Here is an 18730-nt window from a genome sequence, read left to right as displayed (position 1 = left end):
CAGTTGTCATCCTTAGAAAGGAGGTGATCCAGCCGCACCTTCCGATACGGCTACCTTGTTACGACTTCACCCCAATCATCTGTCCCACCTTCGGCGGCTGGCTCCCGGAAGGGTTACCTCACCGACTTCGGGTGTTACAGACTCTCGTGGTGTGACGGGCGGTGTGTACAAGGCCCGGGAACGTATTCACCGCGGCATGCTGATCCGCGATTACTAGCGATTCCGGCTTCATGCAGGCGAGTTGCAGCCTGCAATCCGAACTGAGAGCGGCTTTTTGGGATTCGCTCCCCCTCGCGGGTTCGCAGCCCTTTGTACCGCCCATTGTAGCACGTGTGTAGCCCAGGTCATAAGGGGCATGATGATTTGACGTCATCCCCACCTTCCTCCGTATTTGTACGGCAGTCTCCTTAGAGTGCCCAACCGAATGATGGCAACTAAGGACAAGGGTTGCGCTCGTTGCGGGACTTAACCCAACATCTCACGACACGAGCTGACGACAACCATGCACCACCTGTCACCGCTGTCCCCGAAGGGAAGGCCATGTCTCCATGGCGGTCAGCGGGATGTCAAGACCTGGTAAGGTTCTTCGCGTTGCTTCGAATTAAACCACATGCTCCACCGCTTGTGCGGGCCCCCGTCAATTCCTTTGAGTTTCAGTCTTGCGACCGTACTCCCCAGGCGGAGTGCTTAATGCGTTAGCTGCAGCACTAAGGGGCAAGCCCCCTAACACCTAGCACTCATCGTTTACGGCGTGGACTACCAGGGTATCTAATCCTGTTTGCTCCCCACGCTTTCGCGCCTCAGCGTCAGTTACAGGCCAGGAAGCCGCCTTCGCCACTGGTGTTCCTCCATATCTCTACGCATTTCACCGCTACACATGGAATTCCGCTTCCCTCTCCTGCACTCAAGTCTCCCAGTTTCCAATGACCCTCCCCGGTTGAGCCGGGGGCTTTCACATCAGACTTAAGAGACCGCCTGCGCGCGCTTTACGCCCAATAATTCCGGACAACGCTCGCCACCTACGTATTACCGCGGCTGCTGGCACGTAGTTAGCCGTGGCTTTCTCGTAAGGTACCGTCAGGGTGCGGTCAGTTACTACCGCACTTGTTCTTCCCTTACAACAGAGCTTTACGATCCGAAGACCTTCTTCGCTCACGCGGCGTTGCTCCATCAGGCTTTCGCCCATTGTGGAAGATTCCCTACTGCTGCCTCCCGTAGGAGTCTGGGCCGTGTCTCAGTCCCAGTGTGGCCGATCACCCTCTCAGGTCGGCTACGCATCGTCGCCTTGGTAGGCCGTTACCCCACCAACTAGCTAATGCGCCGCGGGCCCATCCTATAGCGGTAGCAGAACCACCTTTCAACACCGGAGCATGCGCTCCGCTGTGTTATCCGGTATTAGCACGCGTTTCCGCGAGTTATCCCGGTCTATAGGGCAGGTTACCCACGTGTTACTCACCCGTCCGCCGCTAACCTCATAAAAAGCAAGCTTCCTATGAGGTCCGCTCGACTTGCATGTATTAGGCACGCCGCCAGCGTTCGTCCTGAGCCAGGATCAAACTCTCCAAAAAGAATTTGATTTCGCTCAAATTGTTTGTCCGAATCCGGTCCGCCGACAGGGCCGGCAAACCGGAATTGTTTCTGGCATCAACACTTTGGTGTTCAGTTTTCAAGGTTCATAATGGAGCATAGCGGGATCGAACCGCTGACCTCCTGCGTGCAAAGCAGGCGCTCTCCCAGCTGAGCTAATGCCCCGTGTTTCTGGTCGGGAAGACAGGATTCGAACCTGCGACCCCTTGGTCCCAAACCAAGTGCTCTACCAAGCTGAGCTACTTCCCGATTTTCCTATATTAATATTTTATTATTATTTGACGCGCCAGGCAGGAGTCGAACCCACAACCTTCTGATCCGTAGTCAGACGCTCTATCCAATTGAGCTACTGGCGCTTATTTTGGTGCCGAGGACCGGACTCGAACCGGTACGGTAGTCACCTACCGCAGGATTTTAAGTCCTGTGCGTCTGCCAATTCCGCCACCCCGGCTTATGGAGCGGAAGACGGGACTCGAACCCGCGACCCCCACCTTGGCAAGGTGGTGTTCTACCACTGAACTACTTCCGCAAAATTTATGGTGCGGGTGAAGGGAGTCGAACCCCCACGCCCGAAGGCGCCAGATCCTAAGTCTGGTGCGTCTGCCAGTTCCGCCACACCCGCGTATAATGGTGAGCCATGAAGGACTCGAACCTTCGACCCTCTGATTAAAAGTCAGATGCTCTACCACTGAGCTAATGGCTCATCAATGGTGCCGGCGAAAGGAATCGAACCCTCAACCCACTGATTACAAGTCAGTTGCTCTACCAGTTGAGCTACGCCGGCATATTTATCAGTTTTATGGTGGAGGATGACGGGATCGAACCGCCGACCCTCTGCTTGTAAGGCAGATGCTCTCCCAGCTGAGCTAATCCTCCATCAATCTTATAGCCTAGCAACGTCCTACTCTCGCAGGGGGAAGCCCCCAACTACCATCGGCGCTGAAGAGCTTAACTTCCGTGTTCGGTATGGGAACGGGTGTGACCTCTTCGCCATCGTCACTAGGCTATTCAATTTGGAACATGAATTATTATATCACTTTAATTGGGAATTACAAGTGTTTTTTTAATAATTTTTGTTCCCTCAAAACTGGATAACGGCATCGAAAGTGTTTTTTTGGTTAAGTCCTCGATCGATTAGTATCCGTCAGCTCCACACGTCACCGTGCTTCCACCCCGGACCTATCTACCTCATCGTCTTTGAGGGATCTTACTTGCTTACGCAATGGGAAATCTCATCTTGAGGGGGGCTTCATGCTTAGATGCTTTCAGCACTTATCCCGTCCACACATAGCTACCCAGCTGTGCCTTTGGCAAGACAACTGGTACACCAGCGGTGTGTCCATCCCGGTCCTCTCGTACTAAGGACAGCTCCTCTCAAATTTCCTGCGCCCACGACGGATAGGGACCGAACTGTCTCACGACGTTCTGAACCCAGCTCGCGTACCGCTTTAATGGGCGAACAGCCCAACCCTTGGGACCGACTACAGCCCCAGGATGCGATGAGCCGACATCGAGGTGCCAAACCTCCCCGTCGATGTGGACTCTTGGGGGAGATAAGCCTGTTATCCCCGGGGTAGCTTTTATCCGTTGAGCGATGGCCCTTCCATGCGGAACCACCGGATCACTAAGCCCGTCTTTCGACCCTGCTCGACTTGTAGGTCTCGCAGTCAAGCTCCCTTATGCCTTTACACTCTGCGAATGATTTCCAACCATTCTGAGGGAACCTTTGGGCGCCTCCGTTACTCTTTGGGAGGCGACCGCCCCAGTCAAACTGTCCACCTGACACTGTCTCCCAAGCCGATCAGGCTTGCGGGTTAGAATCCCAGTACAGCCAGGGTAGTATCCCAAGGGCGCCTCCAGGGAAGCTGGCGCTCCCCCTTCTACGGCTCCTACCTATCCTGTACAAGCTGTACCGGAATTCAATATCAGGCTACAGTAAAGCTCCACGGGGTCTTTCCGTCCTGTCGCGGGTAACCTGCATCTTCACAGGTACTATAATTTCACCGAGTCTCTCGTTGAGACAGCGCCCAGATCGTTACGCCTTTCGTGCGGGTCGGAACTTACCCGACAAGGAATTTCGCTACCTTAGGACCGTTATAGTTACGGCCGCCGTTTACTGGGGCTTCAATTCGGAGCTTCGCTTGCGCTAACTCCTCCTCTTAACCTTCCAGCACCGGGCAGGCGTCAGCCCCTATACATCACCTTGCGGTTTAGCAGAGACCTGTGTTTTTGATAAACAGTCGCCTGGGCCTATTCTCTGCGGCTCATCGGGGCTTGCACCCCAATGAGCACCCCTTCTCCCGAAGTTACGGGGTCATTTTGCCGAGTTCCTTAACGAGAGTTCTCTCGCTCGCCTTAGGATTCTCTCCTCGACTACCTGTGTCGGTTTGCGGTACGGGCACCTCCCGCCTCGCTAGAGGCTTTTCTTGGCAGTGTGAAATCGGGAACTTCGCGCGCAATGCGCTCCCCATCACAGCTCAGCGTTGCGGGAAGCGGATTTGCCTACTTCCCCGCCTTGCTGCTTGGACACGCTCGACCAACGGCGTGCTTTCCCTATCCTCCTGCGTCCCCCCATCGCTCAAACGGCGGGGAGGTGGTACAGGAATATCAACCTGTTGCCCATCGTCTACGCCTTTCGGCCTCGACTTAGGTCCCGACTAACCCTGAGCGGACGAGCCTTCCTCAGGAAACCTTAGTCATTCGGCGGATGGGATTCTCACCCATCTTTCGCTACTCATACCGGCATTCTCACTTCTAAGCGCTCCACCAGTCCTTCCGGTCTGACTTCTGCGCGCTTAGAACGCTCTCCTACCACCCGTGCGAAGCACGGATCCACAGCTTCGGTGAACCGTTTAGCCCCGATACATTTTCGGCGCAGCGTCACTCGACCAGTGAGCTATTACGCACTCTTTAAATGATGGCTGCTTCTAAGCCAACATCCTGGTTGTCTAAGCAACGCCACATCCTTTTCCACTTAACGGCTACTTTGGGACCTTAGCTGGTGGTCTGGGCTGTTTCCCTCTCGACCACGGATCTTATCACTCGTAGTCTGACTCCCGTGTATAAATAGCTGGCATTCGGAGTTTGTCTGAATTCGGTAACCCGAGGTGGGCCCCTAGTCCAAACAGTGCTCTACCTCCAGTATTCTTTACACGAGGCTAGCCCTAAAGCTATTTCGGAGAGAACCAGCTATCTCCAAGTTCGATTGGAATTTCTCCGCTACCCACACCTCATCCCCGCACTTTTCAACGTACGTGGGTTCGGGCCTCCAGTGAGTGCTACCTCACCTTCACCCTGGACATGGGTAGATCACCTGGTTTCGGGTCTACGACCACGTACTCCGTCGCCCTGTTCAGACTCGCTTTCGCTGCGGCTCCGCCTCTTCGGCTTAACCTTGCACGTGATCGTAACTCGCCGGTTCATTCTACAAAAGGCACGCCATCACCCGTTAACGGGCTCTGACTACTTGTAGGCACACGGTTTCAGGTTCTCTTTCACTCCCCTCCCGGGGTTCTTTTCACCTTTCCCTCACGGTACTGGTTCGCTATCGGTCACTAGGGAGTATTTAGCCTTGGGAGATGGTCCTCCCGGATTCCGACGGAATTCCACGTGTTCCGCCGTACTCAGGATCCACTCTGGAGAGGATGGATTTTCGACTACAGGGCTGTTACCTTCTACGGCCGTCCTTTCCAGAACGGTTCGTCTAACCCATCCTTTTGTAACTCCGTATAGAGTGTCCTACAACCCCAAGAGGCAAGCCTCTTGGTTTGGGCTCTTCCCGTTTCGCTCGCCGCTACTAAGGGAATCGAGGTTTCTTTCTTCTCCTCCAGGTACTGAGATGTTTCAGTTCCCTGGGTGTGCCCTCTTAACGCTATGAATTCGCGTTAAGATACTGTTCCATTACGAACAGTGGGTTGCCCCATTCGGAAATCTCCGGATCACAGCTTACTTACAGCTCCCCGAAGCATATCGGTGTTAGTCCCGTCCTTCATCGGCTCCTAGTGCCAAGGCATCCACCGTGCGCCCTTACCAACTTAACCGTTTTGCTTGCGATTGCTCGCAAGAGCTTCACTTTCAATGCCGTTTATCCAGTTTTCAAGGAACAAGTTTGAAGGTGTATGAACCTTCAAAACTGAACCCAAAACGTCAATGCCTTCGTCAGTTGTCATCCTTAGAAAGGAGGTGATCCAGCCGCACCTTCCGATACGGCTACCTTGTTACGACTTCACCCCAATCATCTGTCCCACCTTCGGCGGCTGGCTCCCGGAAGGGTTACCTCACCGACTTCGGGTGTTACAGACTCTCGTGGTGTGACGGGCGGTGTGTACAAGGCCCGGGAACGTATTCACCGCGGCATGCTGATCCGCGATTACTAGCGATTCCGGCTTCATGCAGGCGAGTTGCAGCCTGCAATCCGAACTGAGAGCGGCTTTTTGGGATTCGCTCCCCCTCGCGGGTTCGCAGCCCTTTGTACCGCCCATTGTAGCACGTGTGTAGCCCAGGTCATAAGGGGCATGATGATTTGACGTCATCCCCACCTTCCTCCGTATTTGTACGGCAGTCTCCTTAGAGTGCCCAACCGAATGATGGCAACTAAGGACAAGGGTTGCGCTCGTTGCGGGACTTAACCCAACATCTCACGACACGAGCTGACGACAACCATGCACCACCTGTCACCGCTGTCCCCGAAGGGAAGGCCATGTCTCCATGGCGGTCAGCGGGATGTCAAGACCTGGTAAGGTTCTTCGCGTTGCTTCGAATTAAACCACATGCTCCACCGCTTGTGCGGGCCCCCGTCAATTCCTTTGAGTTTCAGTCTTGCGACCGTACTCCCCAGGCGGAGTGCTTAATGCGTTAGCTGCAGCACTAAGGGGCAAGCCCCCTAACACCTAGCACTCATCGTTTACGGCGTGGACTACCAGGGTATCTAATCCTGTTTGCTCCCCACGCTTTCGCGCCTCAGCGTCAGTTACAGGCCAGGAAGCCGCCTTCGCCACTGGTGTTCCTCCATATCTCTACGCATTTCACCGCTACACATGGAATTCCGCTTCCCTCTCCTGCACTCAAGTCTCCCAGTTTCCAATGACCCTCCCCGGTTGAGCCGGGGGCTTTCACATCAGACTTAAGAGACCGCCTGCGCGCGCTTTACGCCCAATAATTCCGGACAACGCTCGCCACCTACGTATTACCGCGGCTGCTGGCACGTAGTTAGCCGTGGCTTTCTCGTAAGGTACCGTCAGGGTGCGGTCAGTTACTACCGCACTTGTTCTTCCCTTACAACAGAGCTTTACGATCCGAAGACCTTCTTCGCTCACGCGGCGTTGCTCCATCAGGCTTTCGCCCATTGTGGAAGATTCCCTACTGCTGCCTCCCGTAGGAGTCTGGGCCGTGTCTCAGTCCCAGTGTGGCCGATCACCCTCTCAGGTCGGCTACGCATCGTCGCCTTGGTAGGCCGTTACCCCACCAACTAGCTAATGCGCCGCGGGCCCATCCTATAGCGGTAGCAGAACCACCTTTCAACACCGGAGCATGCGCTCCGCTGTGTTATCCGGTATTAGCACGCGTTTCCGCGAGTTATCCCGGTCTATAGGGCAGGTTACCCACGTGTTACTCACCCGTCCGCCGCTAACCTCATAAAAAGCAAGCTTCCTATGAGGTCCGCTCGACTTGCATGTATTAGGCACGCCGCCAGCGTTCGTCCTGAGCCAGGATCAAACTCTCCAAAAAGAATTTGATTTCACTCAAATTGTTTGTCCGAATCCGGTCCGCCGACGGGGCCGGCAAACGGAATTGTTTCTGGCATCAACGCTTTGGTGTTCAGTTTTCAAGGTTCATTCTTTTTTCGTTGCGACAGCTTTTATATTATATCAATAAAAGTTTCAGAAGTCAACAACTTTTTGTCAGGCTGTTTTCGCTGTTTTTACTCTGCGCTTAAAGCTTTATTAAAATAACTTTTCTATCAACGACAGCTCTTATATAATAGCATTCCAGTTTTTTTATGTCAACACTTTTTAATTAAAATTTTCTTCGTCATTTTCTTTATTTAAAACATTCTTTATCTGCTTATCGCCAGTCCGAACCGGGATTCCGAATCCCTATTATTAATAATAATAGGTTGTTCCAATATTTCAAACCCGCCAAGAAAAACCTTCACTTAATATTCAAATCTGCACATCGAAAAATAGTATTGTGATTTCCATTAAAAAGTATTATTTATTTTTAAAATCTAACAAATAACGCAAAAAATGGGGCTGTCCAATGTTATCATCATCTGGACAGCCATATATGAAATCATTTTTTCTTTGAAAAAACAATTAATCTTTTGGCCGCATCGTTGGGAACAACAATACGTCGCGAATGGATTGAGAGTTTGTTAACAGCATTACTAGCCGGTCAATGCCGATTCCTAATCCTCCGGTAGGCGGCATGCCGTATTCTAATGCTTCGATGAAGTCTTCATCCATTTCATGCGCTTCTTCATTACCCGCAGCTTTTTCCGCCAGCTGTGCTTCAAAACGCGCTCTTTGATCGATCGGATCGTTTAATTCCGTAAAGGCATTTGCATGTTCCCGACGAACAATGATCAATTCGAAGCGATCTGTGAAGCGTCCGTCTTCTGCATTTTTCTTAGCCAATGGCGAAATTTCAACAGGGTGGCCATAAACAAATGTCGGTTGGACCAATGTTTGCTCCACTTTTTGTTCAAAGAATTCATTGATGATATGTCCAACTTCATGCATTTCTTGAATTTCAACACCATGTTCTTTCGCTAAGCGTCTTGCTTCTTCCAGCGTCATTGGTTGCCAGAAGTCGACACCCGTCACTTCTTTAATGGCATCGACCATATGCACACGTTTCCATCCTGGTGAAAGGTCGATTTCATCTTCCCCGTATTGGATTTTCGTCGTGCCGAGCACCTCTTGAGCTACATGGGAAATCAAATTCTCCGTCAATTCCATAATATCGCGGAAGTCCATGTATGCTCCGTACAGTTCCAATAACGTAAATTCCGGATTATGACGTGTTGAAATCCCTTCATTCCGGAATACCCGGCCAATTTCGTAAACTTTTTCGAGTCCGCCTACAATTAGACGTTTTAGGTGTAATTCCAACGCAATGCGCAAATATAAATCCATATCCAGCGCATTATGATGGGTGATAAATGGACGGGCAGCCGCTCCGCCGGCAACCGTGTGCAAAATAGGCGTTTCAACTTCCAAGTAACCTTGCGAATCCAAATAATTCCGTATCGAACGGATAATTTTTGAACGAGTAATAAACGTATCCTTGCTTTTAGGGTTCGTCATTAAATCTAAATAACGTTGTCGATAACGTTGCTCTACATCCTGCAAACCGTGGAATTTTTCCGGCATTGGACGAAGGGATTTTGTAAGAAGGGTAAACTCGTTCGCCTTTACGGAAAGCTCTCCTGTATTCGTTTTGAAAACAACCCCGCGAATGCCTACGATATCCCCTAAATCCGCATGCTTAAATAAATCGTATGCCTCTTCTCCTACCCGATCCTGACGAACATAAATCTGGATTTGGCCATCCACATCTTGTATATGGGCAAAACCGGCTTTCCCTTTTCCTCGTTTTGTCATAATGCGGCCCGCGATAACCACTTCGTTGTTTTTTTCTTCCAATTCTTCTTTCGTCAATTCGCCAAATTGTTTGAAAACCTCAGAAGATAAGTGTGTACGTTCAAAACGGTGGCCAAAAGGATCGATTCCTTTTGAACGAATATTCTCTAACTTTTGGCGTCTTACCAAAAGTTGATCATTTAATTCCTCGATATTTGACACGTCTTTCACTCCTCATATTTTTAAAACGTTCTGTTCATAGTCCACAATGTTTTTATTTTACACAATTTCTATCTTCTCTTCATCTTTTTTAATATTATTTTTTATTATTTTTTAAGTTTCTTAAAAATATAGGGTAGTTATTTTTTTATTTTTAAGCCTAGATGTAATAATAAACATTTAAGAAAGTGTTTTCAATGTTTCGCAAATTTGAATGATTTCATAAAAGATTGGCACCATAGATGCGCCGGCAACCGCAATGATGGATGCCTTTATTAATGGGACGCAAAAGGATCAACCATCCCATTCACGATAAGCCGCCTCAATTGCTGAGACGGCTTTATAAATAAACTCCATTAATTATTTATACACAATGAACAAAGATAAACATGAAATTTATTGAAACAGCGCTTTAAACAGCTTGAAACTCAGGTTTTTCTTGCTCTTCCCATTGTGCAGCCACATTGTTTAGAATTGCCCGCAATTCTTCCGCCGTTTCCGCCTGATTAATGGCATTGCGAACCATTCCGTTGCCGCGGATCCCTTTCAAATACCAGGCCGCATGTTTGCGCATTTCGCGTACCGCAATATATTCCCCTTTCAATTTAATCAGACGATCAAAATGTAATAAACAAACATCAATTTTTTCCCTGACGGACGGCTCCGGCATTAATTCGCCCGTTTCAAGGTAATGGACCGTACGATAAATCATCCATGGATTGCCCAGTGCGGCCCGGCCGATCATGACAGCATCAACACCCGTTTCTTCCAGCATCCGTCTGGCATCTTGCGGCGTCTCCACATCTCCATTTCCAATCACAGGAATATCCACATTTTCCTTTACTTGGCAAATCACATCCCAATCCGCTTTTCCTTCGTACATTTGAATGCGTGTCCGGCCATGGACGGCTACCGCACTGCCGCCGGCTCTTTCAATGGCCTGTGCATTTTCGACGGCAAATATATGTTCATCGTCCCAGCCAATACGCATTTTCACCGTCACCGGCTTCTTCACAGCATCCACAACCGCGGCAACCATTTCATACACTTTTTTCGGATCGAGCAGCCATTTTGCTCCCGCTTCACATTTAATGACCTTGTTAACAGGGCAGCCCATATTAATATCAATTATATCAGCGTTTGTATATTGGTCGACAAATTTGGCCGCTTCTACAAGGGTTTCTTTTTCACCACCGAAAATCTGCAATGCAATCGGCTTTTCCCTTTCATCTATATACAGCAATTCCAATGTTTTTTTATTGCGTGTAATCAAACCTTTATCGCTGATCATTTCAGCATAAACAAGTCCTGCTCCAAATTCTTTCACGGTAAGCCTAAAAGCTGCGTTGCTGACACCTGCCATAGGGGCAAGTACCACCCGGTTTGCCATGACGATATTTCCGATTTGAAACGGCTTTGTTTCCACCTGGCTCTCTCCTCCTTTCCTGGTTGATCGATTTATATCAATGCGACTTCACGACGCCCAAACCTTCTTTACAAAGGAAAAGAATCCTTCCACTTCCGAATCCCTTCTTTTTCAATGTCCATATTCCTTAACGCCGTTTCCGCTTGTTGCAGCTTTTCTGTATATGGCTTCTTGGCCACATCCATCAGCGGAACGAGCACGAAGGCCCTCTCAAACATTCGGGGATGGGGAATGATCAATTTTTCCGACTCAATATTGTCATTGTTATAAAGTAAAATGTCAAGATCGATCGTTCTTGGCCCCCAACGGATTGTTCGAACCCTTCCCAAATCATGTTCAATTGATTGACATTTCTCCAATAATTCAAAAGGTGTCAGAGTGGTTTGGGCATAAAGGGCCATATTCAGAAAAGAGGGTTGATTGACATAACCGACCGGAGCCGTCTCATAAATGGGCGATACCTTTTGGATCACAATCCCCTCTTGTTGCTGCAGTAATTTTATGGCCTCTTTCAAATGTTTTTCCCGATCTCCCAAATTTGTTCCTAAGGATAGATAGACATCATTCACTGTAACGACCCCTCACAATTTCAACCGCCACTTCTTTGTAGTGTCCAGGAATTGGAGGATCCGGTTTTACCAGCTCCACCTTGCAGCCAAACACTTGCCCTTTAAACTTTTCTAAAATGGATGAAGCAATCGTTTCCGCTGCCGCTTCAATCAGTTGAAATGACTTCCCCTCCATCACCGTTTTGCATAGTTCATACACGTCCACATAATTTACTGTATAATTCAAATCGTCGGTTTCCCCTGCTTTTTTTGTATCAACGGCAAGGGATACAGTTACCCGAAACCGTTGCCCCAGCACCGTCTCCTCCGGCAATACACCATGATAGCCATAAAACTGCATATCTCTCAAATGTATATAATCCATAATAATCCTCCTAAAAGCATTGATTAATGTCTTTCAGGCAGTTCACCCGTCACTTCAAATTTCCCCATTAATGCATCAATCATTTTTACTGTCCTTGCTACCTCCTTCACATCATGGACCCGGACGATATGGCATCCTTTCATTACTCCATAAGCGCATGCTGCAGCAGTTCCCTCTACCCGTTCATGAAGCGGAACATTTAATATCGTGCCGATAAACCGTTTTCTCGATGCAGCCAGCAACACCGGGTACCCCCATTCCGCAAGCTCGTCCAACCGCCGAAGTGTTTCAATCGTTTGTTGTAAATTTTTGGCAAACCCGATGCCCGGATCAAGGATGATATGCTCATCGGGAACCCCTGCGGCTTTCGCAATTTCAACGCTTTCCTTCAAGTCATTCAAAAAATCCTCAAAGTAGTCGGTATAATTCGTATCCTCACGATTGTGCATCAAAATGATGGGTACGTTGTATCGGGAAGCCACCTTTGCCATTTCCGGATCCGCCTTTGCCCCCCAGATATCATTAATGATGTGGGCTCCCGCTTCGATTGCTGCTTTCGCTACAACGGACTTGTAAGTATCAATGGAGATGATTGCCGGAAGCTGTTCTTCTCTTAATGCCTTAATGACCGGAACAACCCTTGCGATTTCTTCTTCATCGGAAATGCGTGTATACCCGGGACGAGTTGATTCGCCGCCCACATCAATGATTTTCGCACCGTGTTGGACCATCTCTTTCGCATGGGCCAAAGCGGTCTCGACCGAATTATATTTCCCTCCATCCGAAAACGAATCCGGTGTTACATTTAATATGCCCATAACAAAAGTTTCCTTGGTATAATCAAGTTTTATATTATTTATAATTAACGGCTTCGTATATTTTGACAGCATGAACGCACACCTCATTCATTGTTCTTCTATTCATCCTAAACAAGTATATCATTTTCAACATAAATGGGCTTCATGCTCGTTCTTTTTATGTATTGATCAATTTGGAATACCATATGGGAATATCTTTCTTCCCGAAACAAAAAAATCGGCATTATCCCAAAGGACAATGCCGATTTTCCGGTGATTAGTCTTCAAAATTATATAATGCTGTTGATAAGTAGCGTTCACCGTTGGATGGAACAATCGCCAATACGTTAGATCCTTTGCCTAAACGTTTTGCAGTTTGAATAGCAGCGTAGATAGCAGCTCCAGAAGAAATACCGCATAGGATGCCTTCTTCACGGCCTACTTTACGTGCTGTTTCGAAAGCAGTTTCGTTATCAACCGGGAACACAGAGTTATAGATTTCAGTATTTAATACTTTTGGTACGAAACCTGCGCCGATACCTTGGATTTTGTGCGGACCTGGTTTACCTCCGGATAATACAGGCGAATCTTTAGGTTCTACCGCAATAATTTCAATGTTAGGGAATTTTTCTCTCAACACTTCGCCTGCGCCTGTAATAGTACCGCCTGTACCAACACCTGCAACAAATGCATCCAATTGTACCCCTGAATTTTCAAATGCTTCCACAATTTCCGGACCTGTAGTTAAACGATGGATTTCTGCGTTTGCAGGGTTTTCAAATTGTTGTGGCATGAAATAACCGTTTTCTTCTGCAAGAGCTGTCGCTTTTGCAATGGCCCCTTTCATTCCTTCAGGACCAGGTGTCAATACCAATTCAGCTCCATAAGCACGAAGCAATTTACGGCGTTCAATACTCATTGTTTCAGGCATTACTAGAATTGCACGATAGCCTTTTGCCGCAGCGATCATGGCAAGTCCGATACCAGTGTTCCCTGAAGTTGGTTCGATGATTGTGCCGCCTGGTTTTAATTTGCCTTCTTTTTCTGCCGCCTCGATCATTGCCAAAGCGATACGGTCTTTAACAGAGCTTCCTGGGTTGAAATATTCCAATTTAACCCAAACTGTTCCTTCGTCTTCAGTTGTTTGGTGGTTAAGTTTTACAATTGGCGTACGACCAACTAATTCAGTAATAGAATTATATAATTTGCTCATTCATGGTTCCCCTTTCAAATACCGACTATGTTTATAGGTTTTCATGTTTTAATATTAACAACAATTATTGGTTTTTGTCAATGAAAATAGAAGTGAAATTTTGTAAAAATTTTAAATGATAATTAATATTTATTCTCCATAGAACCATGAAACATTAAAATCTCTCCAAAACGTTTCGGGAGAAATGGTGGAAGGCAATTGTTCCATCGCCAAGACCCGTTTAATATGATCTTTTACCTCTTCAAATTCAAAGGATTTCCCATCCATCTTTTCAACGACTTGAACGATTCCATACCGCCCGTCTCTTAAGATGAAAGGTTTGCTGATTTCATTTTTCTCCAACTTCTGAACCGCTTTCAAAATGTTCGGATCCACATCTGACTGCTTTGAAATATAGCCAATATCGCCCCCCAAACTTGCCGATACCGGTTCAAGGGAACGCTCCTTGGCAAGCACCGAAAAATCGGACCCTTTTTCCAGTTCATCCAGAACTTTTTCCGCCTCTTTTTTGGTATTTACCACTATTAATTTTGCCCTGTATGTAGCCTGTATATTATAAAGCGATTCATTTTCTTTGTAATATTCTTTTAAATCTTTTTCATCGATCACGATATCCTTTGTTAATACTTTTTCCAATATCAGCTGGGACTTGATTTGATTTTTCAATTCTTTTTCATCTAATTGCGCAAGCGTTGAATCCATTTCGCTGGATGAAATCATTAAAGAGCGCTCTAAATCAATTTCTTCATCGGTTACGTCAATGTCATATTCTTTCGCTGCCTTTTCCATCACCTTTTCGTTGACCATGCGCTGCAATGTTTCCTTCCCGTAATAGCGCTCCATTTCAGCCATCCATTGTTGCCGGGTGATTTTTTCGCCATCAATGCGTGCAACAACGGTCTCATCATCGCCCGCATCCCCATCTACCAATGCAAATAGCCATAGGACAAACCAAAAAATGTTTCCTAAAAATAAAATGGCAAGCAAAGTCAGCACCGGTTTGGTTTTTAAGCGACGTTTTGATAGCGGCACATTCTGAACAGACCGATTATTTTGATTCATTCTTTGCCTGTATTTCACGGATAAAACCCTCTAACTCCTCTTTGCTAAAATAATATTTTTCCATACAGAAGTGGCATTGCGCTTCAGCTCCGCCATCTTCGTCAATCATTTCTTGAATTTCTTGTATTCCCAGGGATTGAATGGCCGCTCCAAAACGTTCCTTTGAACAGTTGCATTTAAATTGAATAGGCATTGTTTCCAAGACTTTTACATTTCCTTCGCCTAATACGGCTTCCAAAATTTGTTCCGGAGTATAGCCTTTCTCGATCATTTTGGAGATTGGTTCAACAGTTTTTAAACGGGTTTCAATGGCTTCAATGGTTTCTTCATCACACCCCGGCATTACTTGAATAATAAACCCCCCGGCAGCCAGGACGGAATTATCCGTATTGACAAGCACACCTAATCCCACTGATGAAGGGATTTGTTCGGAAGCCGCATAATAATAAGTGAAATCTTCGGCTATTTCCCCGGAAACAATCGGTGTCTGCCCTGAAAACATTTCCCTTACACCCAAGTCTTTTACAATTGTTATGCTGCCTTGGGTTCCAACCGCGCGGCGCACATCCAATTTCCCGGCTTCATTTAGCGGGAAATGGATATGAGGATTTGTAACATACCCCCTTACTTCTCCTTTTCCATTCGCATCGATCAGCACGATTCCTATTGGGCCGCCGCCTTCGATTTTGATTGTAATTTTATCATCCTGGTTCATCATGGACCCCATCATCACACCCGCTGTCAAAGCCCTGCCCAAAGCAGCAGTCGCAGTAGGCCAAGTATCATGCCTTTTTTGTGCTTCTCCGACTGTATTCGTTGAACGTGCTGCATAGGCACGTATCTTCCCGTCAAATGCCAACGCTTTTACTAAATAATCTTCCATATCAACATTCCTCTCTCCAGTTATTGATTTCTTTTATATATAATGTATAGCCCTTTTAATGTTAAAAACTTGTCCACGATATCAATCACTTTCGTTTCATTTGAAAAGAACTCGGCAAGTCCCCCTGTCGCAATCACCAAAGGTTCATCCTTGCTCTGCTCTTTCATGCGGTTGACAATTCCTTCAACCAGTCCGAGGAATCCGTAAAAAATACCAGATTGGATGGAAGCGACTGTATTTTTCGCAATCACATCCACCGGTTTGACAAGCTCGACCCGCGGCAATTTCGATGCCTTTGTAAATAGGGCATCCAAAGAGATTGTGACACCCGGGGTAATCGCCCCTCCTAGATAATGACCTTTTTCATTAATATAACTGAAGGTGATGGCCGTTCCAAAATCCACCACAATCAACGGCCTTGTCCCATATTCATGCACAGCTGCAACCGCATTGACGATGCGGTCTGTTCCAACTTCCCGGGGATTATCGCATTTGATATTTAAACCTGTTTTAACCCCTGGACCAACAAAAAGGGGGCTAATATGAAAATATTTCCGGCACATTTCTTCCAACACGTGCATGATTGGCGGCACGACAGAAGAAATGATGATTCCATCAATATCGCTGAAGGCGATTCCTTCATAGTTAAAAAAGGCATATAAATGCATGGCGTATTCATCAGCCGTTTTATTCTTTTCCATTTCCATTTTCCAATGGTGCGCCAATCGGTCATTTTGATAAACGCCTAAAGAAATTTTTGAATTTCCAACGTCAATTGCCAAAATCACTGCAATCACTTCCATTTTACGTTTGATGAAATAATACCATATTGCATGATGTTCGCTCAAAAAGATTCATCTTTCGCACAAAAAAAGCGGCACCAGGAATATTATTCTGATGCCACTAACACAATGTTTATTCCTTTTTCTCCCCGTTGAAACGATTCAAATCAGGGGAATCTCCTTTTGGTAAATCATCTGTCGTCGGCGCTTTCGGTTCACCGGCAACTTCTTGATGAATTTGCGCAGAGCCGGCCTTTTCAATGCTTGCTTCATTTGATTCAGAAGCAGACTCATTTTTATTTTCTTCTTGTTTCGGTTCCACTGTTGAGATTTTAACGGATTCTTCTTCCGTTTTTTCAGGCAAGCAGCCGTAATCGCGCAAGTGTTCAATTTGCTCTGCGTTTAATGTTTCATGTTCCAATAGGGCTTGCGCAATCCGATCTAATAAATCACGTTTTTCTGTCAGAATGCGTTTTGCCCGTTCATATTGCTCGGTCACAATTTTTTGCATTTCTTTATCAATTTCATAAGCAATCGCTTCAGAGTAGTTCTGATCTGTATTGAAGTCCCGCCCCAAGAAAACATTTCCGCTTTGAGGGGATCCGAATTGCAATTGGCCCAATTTCTCGCTCATGCCAAATTCCGTCACCATGCGGCGGGCAATTTCCGTAACTTTTTGGAAGTCATTATGAGCACCAGTGGAAATTTCCCCTAGTACAATTTCCTCTGCTGCCCGTCCTCCAAGAAGTCCGGTAATGCGATCCAGCAATTCTTCTTTTGTTTGGAAGAAACGCTCTTCTTTTGGAAGCATGATTGCATAACCGCCCGCTTGGCCCCGCGGAACAATCGTCACTTTGTGAACTTTTTCCGCTGAATCGAGCGTTAAACCGATTACAACGTGCCCTGCTTCATGATAAGCAACAAGTTTTTTCTCTTTTGGCGTATATGCTCGGCTTGTTTTAGCCGGTCCGGCAATTACCCGGTCACTAGCTTCGTCAATATCTTCCATATAAATTTTCCGCTTTCCTTTGCGCGTTGCAACTAGAGCCGCTTCGTTCAGCAAGTTTTCCAAATCCGCACCTGAAAAACCTGGCGTCCGTTGAGCGACGGCCTTTAAATCCACTTCTTCCGCAAGCGGCTTATTGCGCGCATGAACTTTAAGAATCGCTTCCCGTCCTTTGACATCCGGATAACCTACCGTGATTTGGCGGTCAAAGCGGCCTGGACGCAACAACGCTTTATCCAGGATATCCGGGCGGTTTGTAGCAGCAATAATGATTATTCCTTCATTTGCGCTGAAACCATCCATTTCGACAAGCAACTGGTTCAACGTTTGCTCACGCTCGTCATGGCCTCCGCCGAGACCTGCACCGCGTTGGCGTCCTACCGCATCAATCTCGTCGATAAAGATGATACATGGCGCATTTTTCTTCGCTGTTTCAAACAAGTCGCGAACGCGGGATGCACCCACCCCTACAAACATTTCAACAAAGTCTGAACCGGAAATGGAGAAGAACGGAACTCCTGCTTCACCTGCAACAGCCCGGGCAAGCAATGTTTTCCCGGTACCTGGAGGACCCACTAACAAAATCCCTTTTGGAATGCGTGCCCCCATCTCTGTAAACTTGCGGTGGTCTTTCAAAAATTCTACTACTTCCACCAATTCGGCCTTTTCTTCATCTGCTCCTGCAACATCCTCGAAGCGGACTTTTTTCTTATCCGCTTCATATAATTTCGCTTTGCTTTTGCCGAAATTCATCACTTTATTTCCTCCGCCCTGAGTTTGGCTCAAGAGGAAGAAGAATAAAATGATGATAATAATGAATGGTATGATGCCAGTGAAGAATTGTACCCATCCACTGGTTTCAGGAGCTGGCAAAAAACGTATATCCGGATTGTTTTTTACTGCATTATCTATTTTTTCCATCAGCGCTGGGTTGTTTTGAGGAAGGTTCACGGTGAAGGTTTGATCTTCTCCGCCTGCAAACTCGCCCTCTACAACAAAAACACCCGCATCCGGCTGAATGCTTAAAGATTTGATTTTTCCATTTTCTAAGGCGTTAATAAATTCGCCATAAGTCAATTCTTTTGACGGTTGGCTACCACCGTTGAAGGTGCCAAAAATACCGATCACGACAAGAAAAATTAATAAATAAAGTATGGTGTATCGGAATATTCGATTCATCCCCAGCCTCCTCACAACTTAACACAAAAACTATAAGTAAAATCTTAACATACCATTATT

At 47.0% G+C, this 18730-nt stretch carries 10 protein-coding genes, 9 tRNA genes and 4 rRNA genes; all 23 read right to left on the bottom strand.

The features are described from left to right. Positions 1-16: 16 nt before the first annotated feature. Positions 17-1568, bottom strand: a 16S ribosomal RNA gene (locus NST62_RS14455). Between the two features lie 111 nt (positions 1569-1679). Beyond that, positions 1680-1752: transfer RNA gene (locus NST62_RS14450), tRNA-Ala, on the bottom strand. A 7-nt stretch (positions 1753-1759) separates the two neighbouring features. After that, positions 1760-1836 (bottom strand) — tRNA-Pro (locus NST62_RS14445). A 33-nt stretch (positions 1837-1869) separates the two neighbouring features. Next, positions 1870-1943: transfer RNA gene (locus NST62_RS14440), tRNA-Arg, on the bottom strand. A 6-nt stretch (positions 1944-1949) separates the two neighbouring features. Beyond that, positions 1950-2038 (bottom strand) — tRNA-Leu (locus NST62_RS14435). A gap of 3 nt (positions 2039-2041) precedes the next feature. After that, a tRNA-Gly gene (locus NST62_RS14430) sits at positions 2042-2116 on the bottom strand. Positions 2117-2124: 8 nt separating this feature from the next. Beyond that, positions 2125-2209, bottom strand: a tRNA-Leu gene (locus NST62_RS14425). A 6-nt stretch (positions 2210-2215) separates the two neighbouring features. Then, positions 2216-2290 (bottom strand) — tRNA-Lys (locus NST62_RS14420). Positions 2291-2295: 5 nt separating this feature from the next. Next, positions 2296-2371: transfer RNA gene (locus NST62_RS14415), tRNA-Thr, on the bottom strand. Positions 2372-2387: 16 nt separating this feature from the next. Further along, positions 2388-2463: transfer RNA gene (locus NST62_RS14410), tRNA-Val, on the bottom strand. Between the two features lie 12 nt (positions 2464-2475). After that, positions 2476-2591 (bottom strand): 5S ribosomal RNA (gene rrf / locus NST62_RS14405). Positions 2592-2701: 110 nt separating this feature from the next. Beyond that, a 23S ribosomal RNA gene (locus NST62_RS14400) occupies positions 2702-5627 on the bottom strand. Between the two features lie 135 nt (positions 5628-5762). Next, positions 5763-7314, bottom strand: a 16S ribosomal RNA gene (locus NST62_RS14395). Together the 16S, 23S and 5S rRNA genes with 9 tRNA genes alongside form the textbook arrangement of a ribosomal RNA operon. A gap of 587 nt (positions 7315-7901) precedes the next feature. Next, a complete protein-coding gene (gene lysS, locus NST62_RS14390) occupies positions 7902-9401 on the bottom strand; it encodes a lysine--tRNA ligase (protein WP_181733289.1) in 1500 nt (499 codons plus the stop codon). 400 nt (positions 9402-9801) lie between these two features. Then, positions 9802-10815, bottom strand: coding sequence for a tRNA dihydrouridine synthase DusB (dusB, locus tag NST62_RS14385; protein ID WP_281279247.1), 1014 nt, complete (start codon positions 10813-10815; stop codon positions 9802-9804). Positions 10816-10883: 68 nt separating this feature from the next. Further along, a complete protein-coding gene (folK, locus tag NST62_RS14380) occupies positions 10884-11384 on the bottom strand; it encodes a 2-amino-4-hydroxy-6-hydroxymethyldihydropteridine diphosphokinase (protein ID WP_141603010.1) in 501 nt (166 codons plus the stop codon). Further along, positions 11377-11748 (bottom strand): dihydroneopterin aldolase, encoded by a 372-nt coding sequence (folB, locus tag NST62_RS14375; protein ID WP_141603011.1) that lies wholly within the window; start codon positions 11746-11748, stop codon positions 11377-11379. Before folB ends, folK begins: the two co-directional genes overlap by 8 nt. A 23-nt stretch (positions 11749-11771) precedes the next feature. Continuing rightward, entirely contained in the window at positions 11772-12638 is an 867-nt protein-coding gene (folP, locus tag NST62_RS14370) for a dihydropteroate synthase (protein ID WP_141603012.1), read from the bottom strand. A 184-nt stretch (positions 12639-12822) separates the two neighbouring features. Further along, positions 12823-13758, bottom strand: a complete 936-nt coding sequence (gene cysK, locus NST62_RS14365; RefSeq protein ID WP_141603013.1) for a cysteine synthase A — start codon at positions 13756-13758, stop codon at positions 12823-12825. A gap of 129 nt (positions 13759-13887) precedes the next feature. Next, entirely contained in the window at positions 13888-14838 is a 951-nt protein-coding gene (locus NST62_RS14360) for a peptidyl-prolyl cis-trans isomerase (protein WP_141603014.1), read from the bottom strand. Beyond that, a complete protein-coding gene (hslO, locus tag NST62_RS14355) occupies positions 14807-15703 on the bottom strand; it encodes an Hsp33 family molecular chaperone HslO (protein ID WP_141603015.1) in 897 nt (298 codons plus the stop codon). Before hslO ends, NST62_RS14360 begins: the two co-directional genes overlap by 32 nt. Positions 15704-15723: 20 nt before the next feature. Next, a complete protein-coding gene (locus tag NST62_RS14350; protein WP_141603056.1) occupies positions 15724-16491 on the bottom strand; it encodes a type III pantothenate kinase in 768 nt (255 codons plus the stop codon). A gap of 127 nt (positions 16492-16618) precedes the next feature. Then, on the bottom strand, positions 16619-18670 hold the full coding sequence (gene ftsH, locus NST62_RS14345; protein WP_141603016.1) for an ATP-dependent zinc metalloprotease FtsH: 2052 nt from the start codon (positions 18668-18670) through the stop codon (positions 16619-16621). Positions 18671-18730: the final 60 nt, after the last annotated feature.

The sequence above is a fragment of the Ureibacillus sp. FSL K6-8385 genome (assembly GCF_038593155.1).
Classification (GTDB): Bacteria; Bacillota; Bacilli; order Bacillales_A; family Planococcaceae; genus Ureibacillus; species Ureibacillus terrenus.
The sequence above is the reverse complement of the archived record's forward strand: the minus strand, read 5'-3'. Positions and strand labels throughout refer to the sequence as shown.

Coding starts and splice junctions, on each gene's coding strand:
- folB (WP_141603011.1), bottom strand. CDS start 11,748: ATGGATTATATACATTTGAGAGATATGCAGTTTTATGGCTATCATGGT.
- folP (WP_141603012.1), bottom strand. CDS start 12,638: ATGCTGTCAAAATATACGAAGCCGTTAATTATAAATAATATAAAACTT.
- cysK (WP_141603013.1), bottom strand. CDS start 13,758: ATGAGCAAATTATATAATTCTATTACTGAATTAGTTGGTCGTACGCCA.
- hslO (WP_141603015.1), bottom strand. CDS start 15,703: ATGGAAGATTATTTAGTAAAAGCGTTGGCATTTGACGGGAAGATACGT.
- ftsH (WP_141603016.1), bottom strand. CDS start 18,670: ATGAATCGAATATTCCGATACACCATACTTTATTTATTAATTTTTCTT.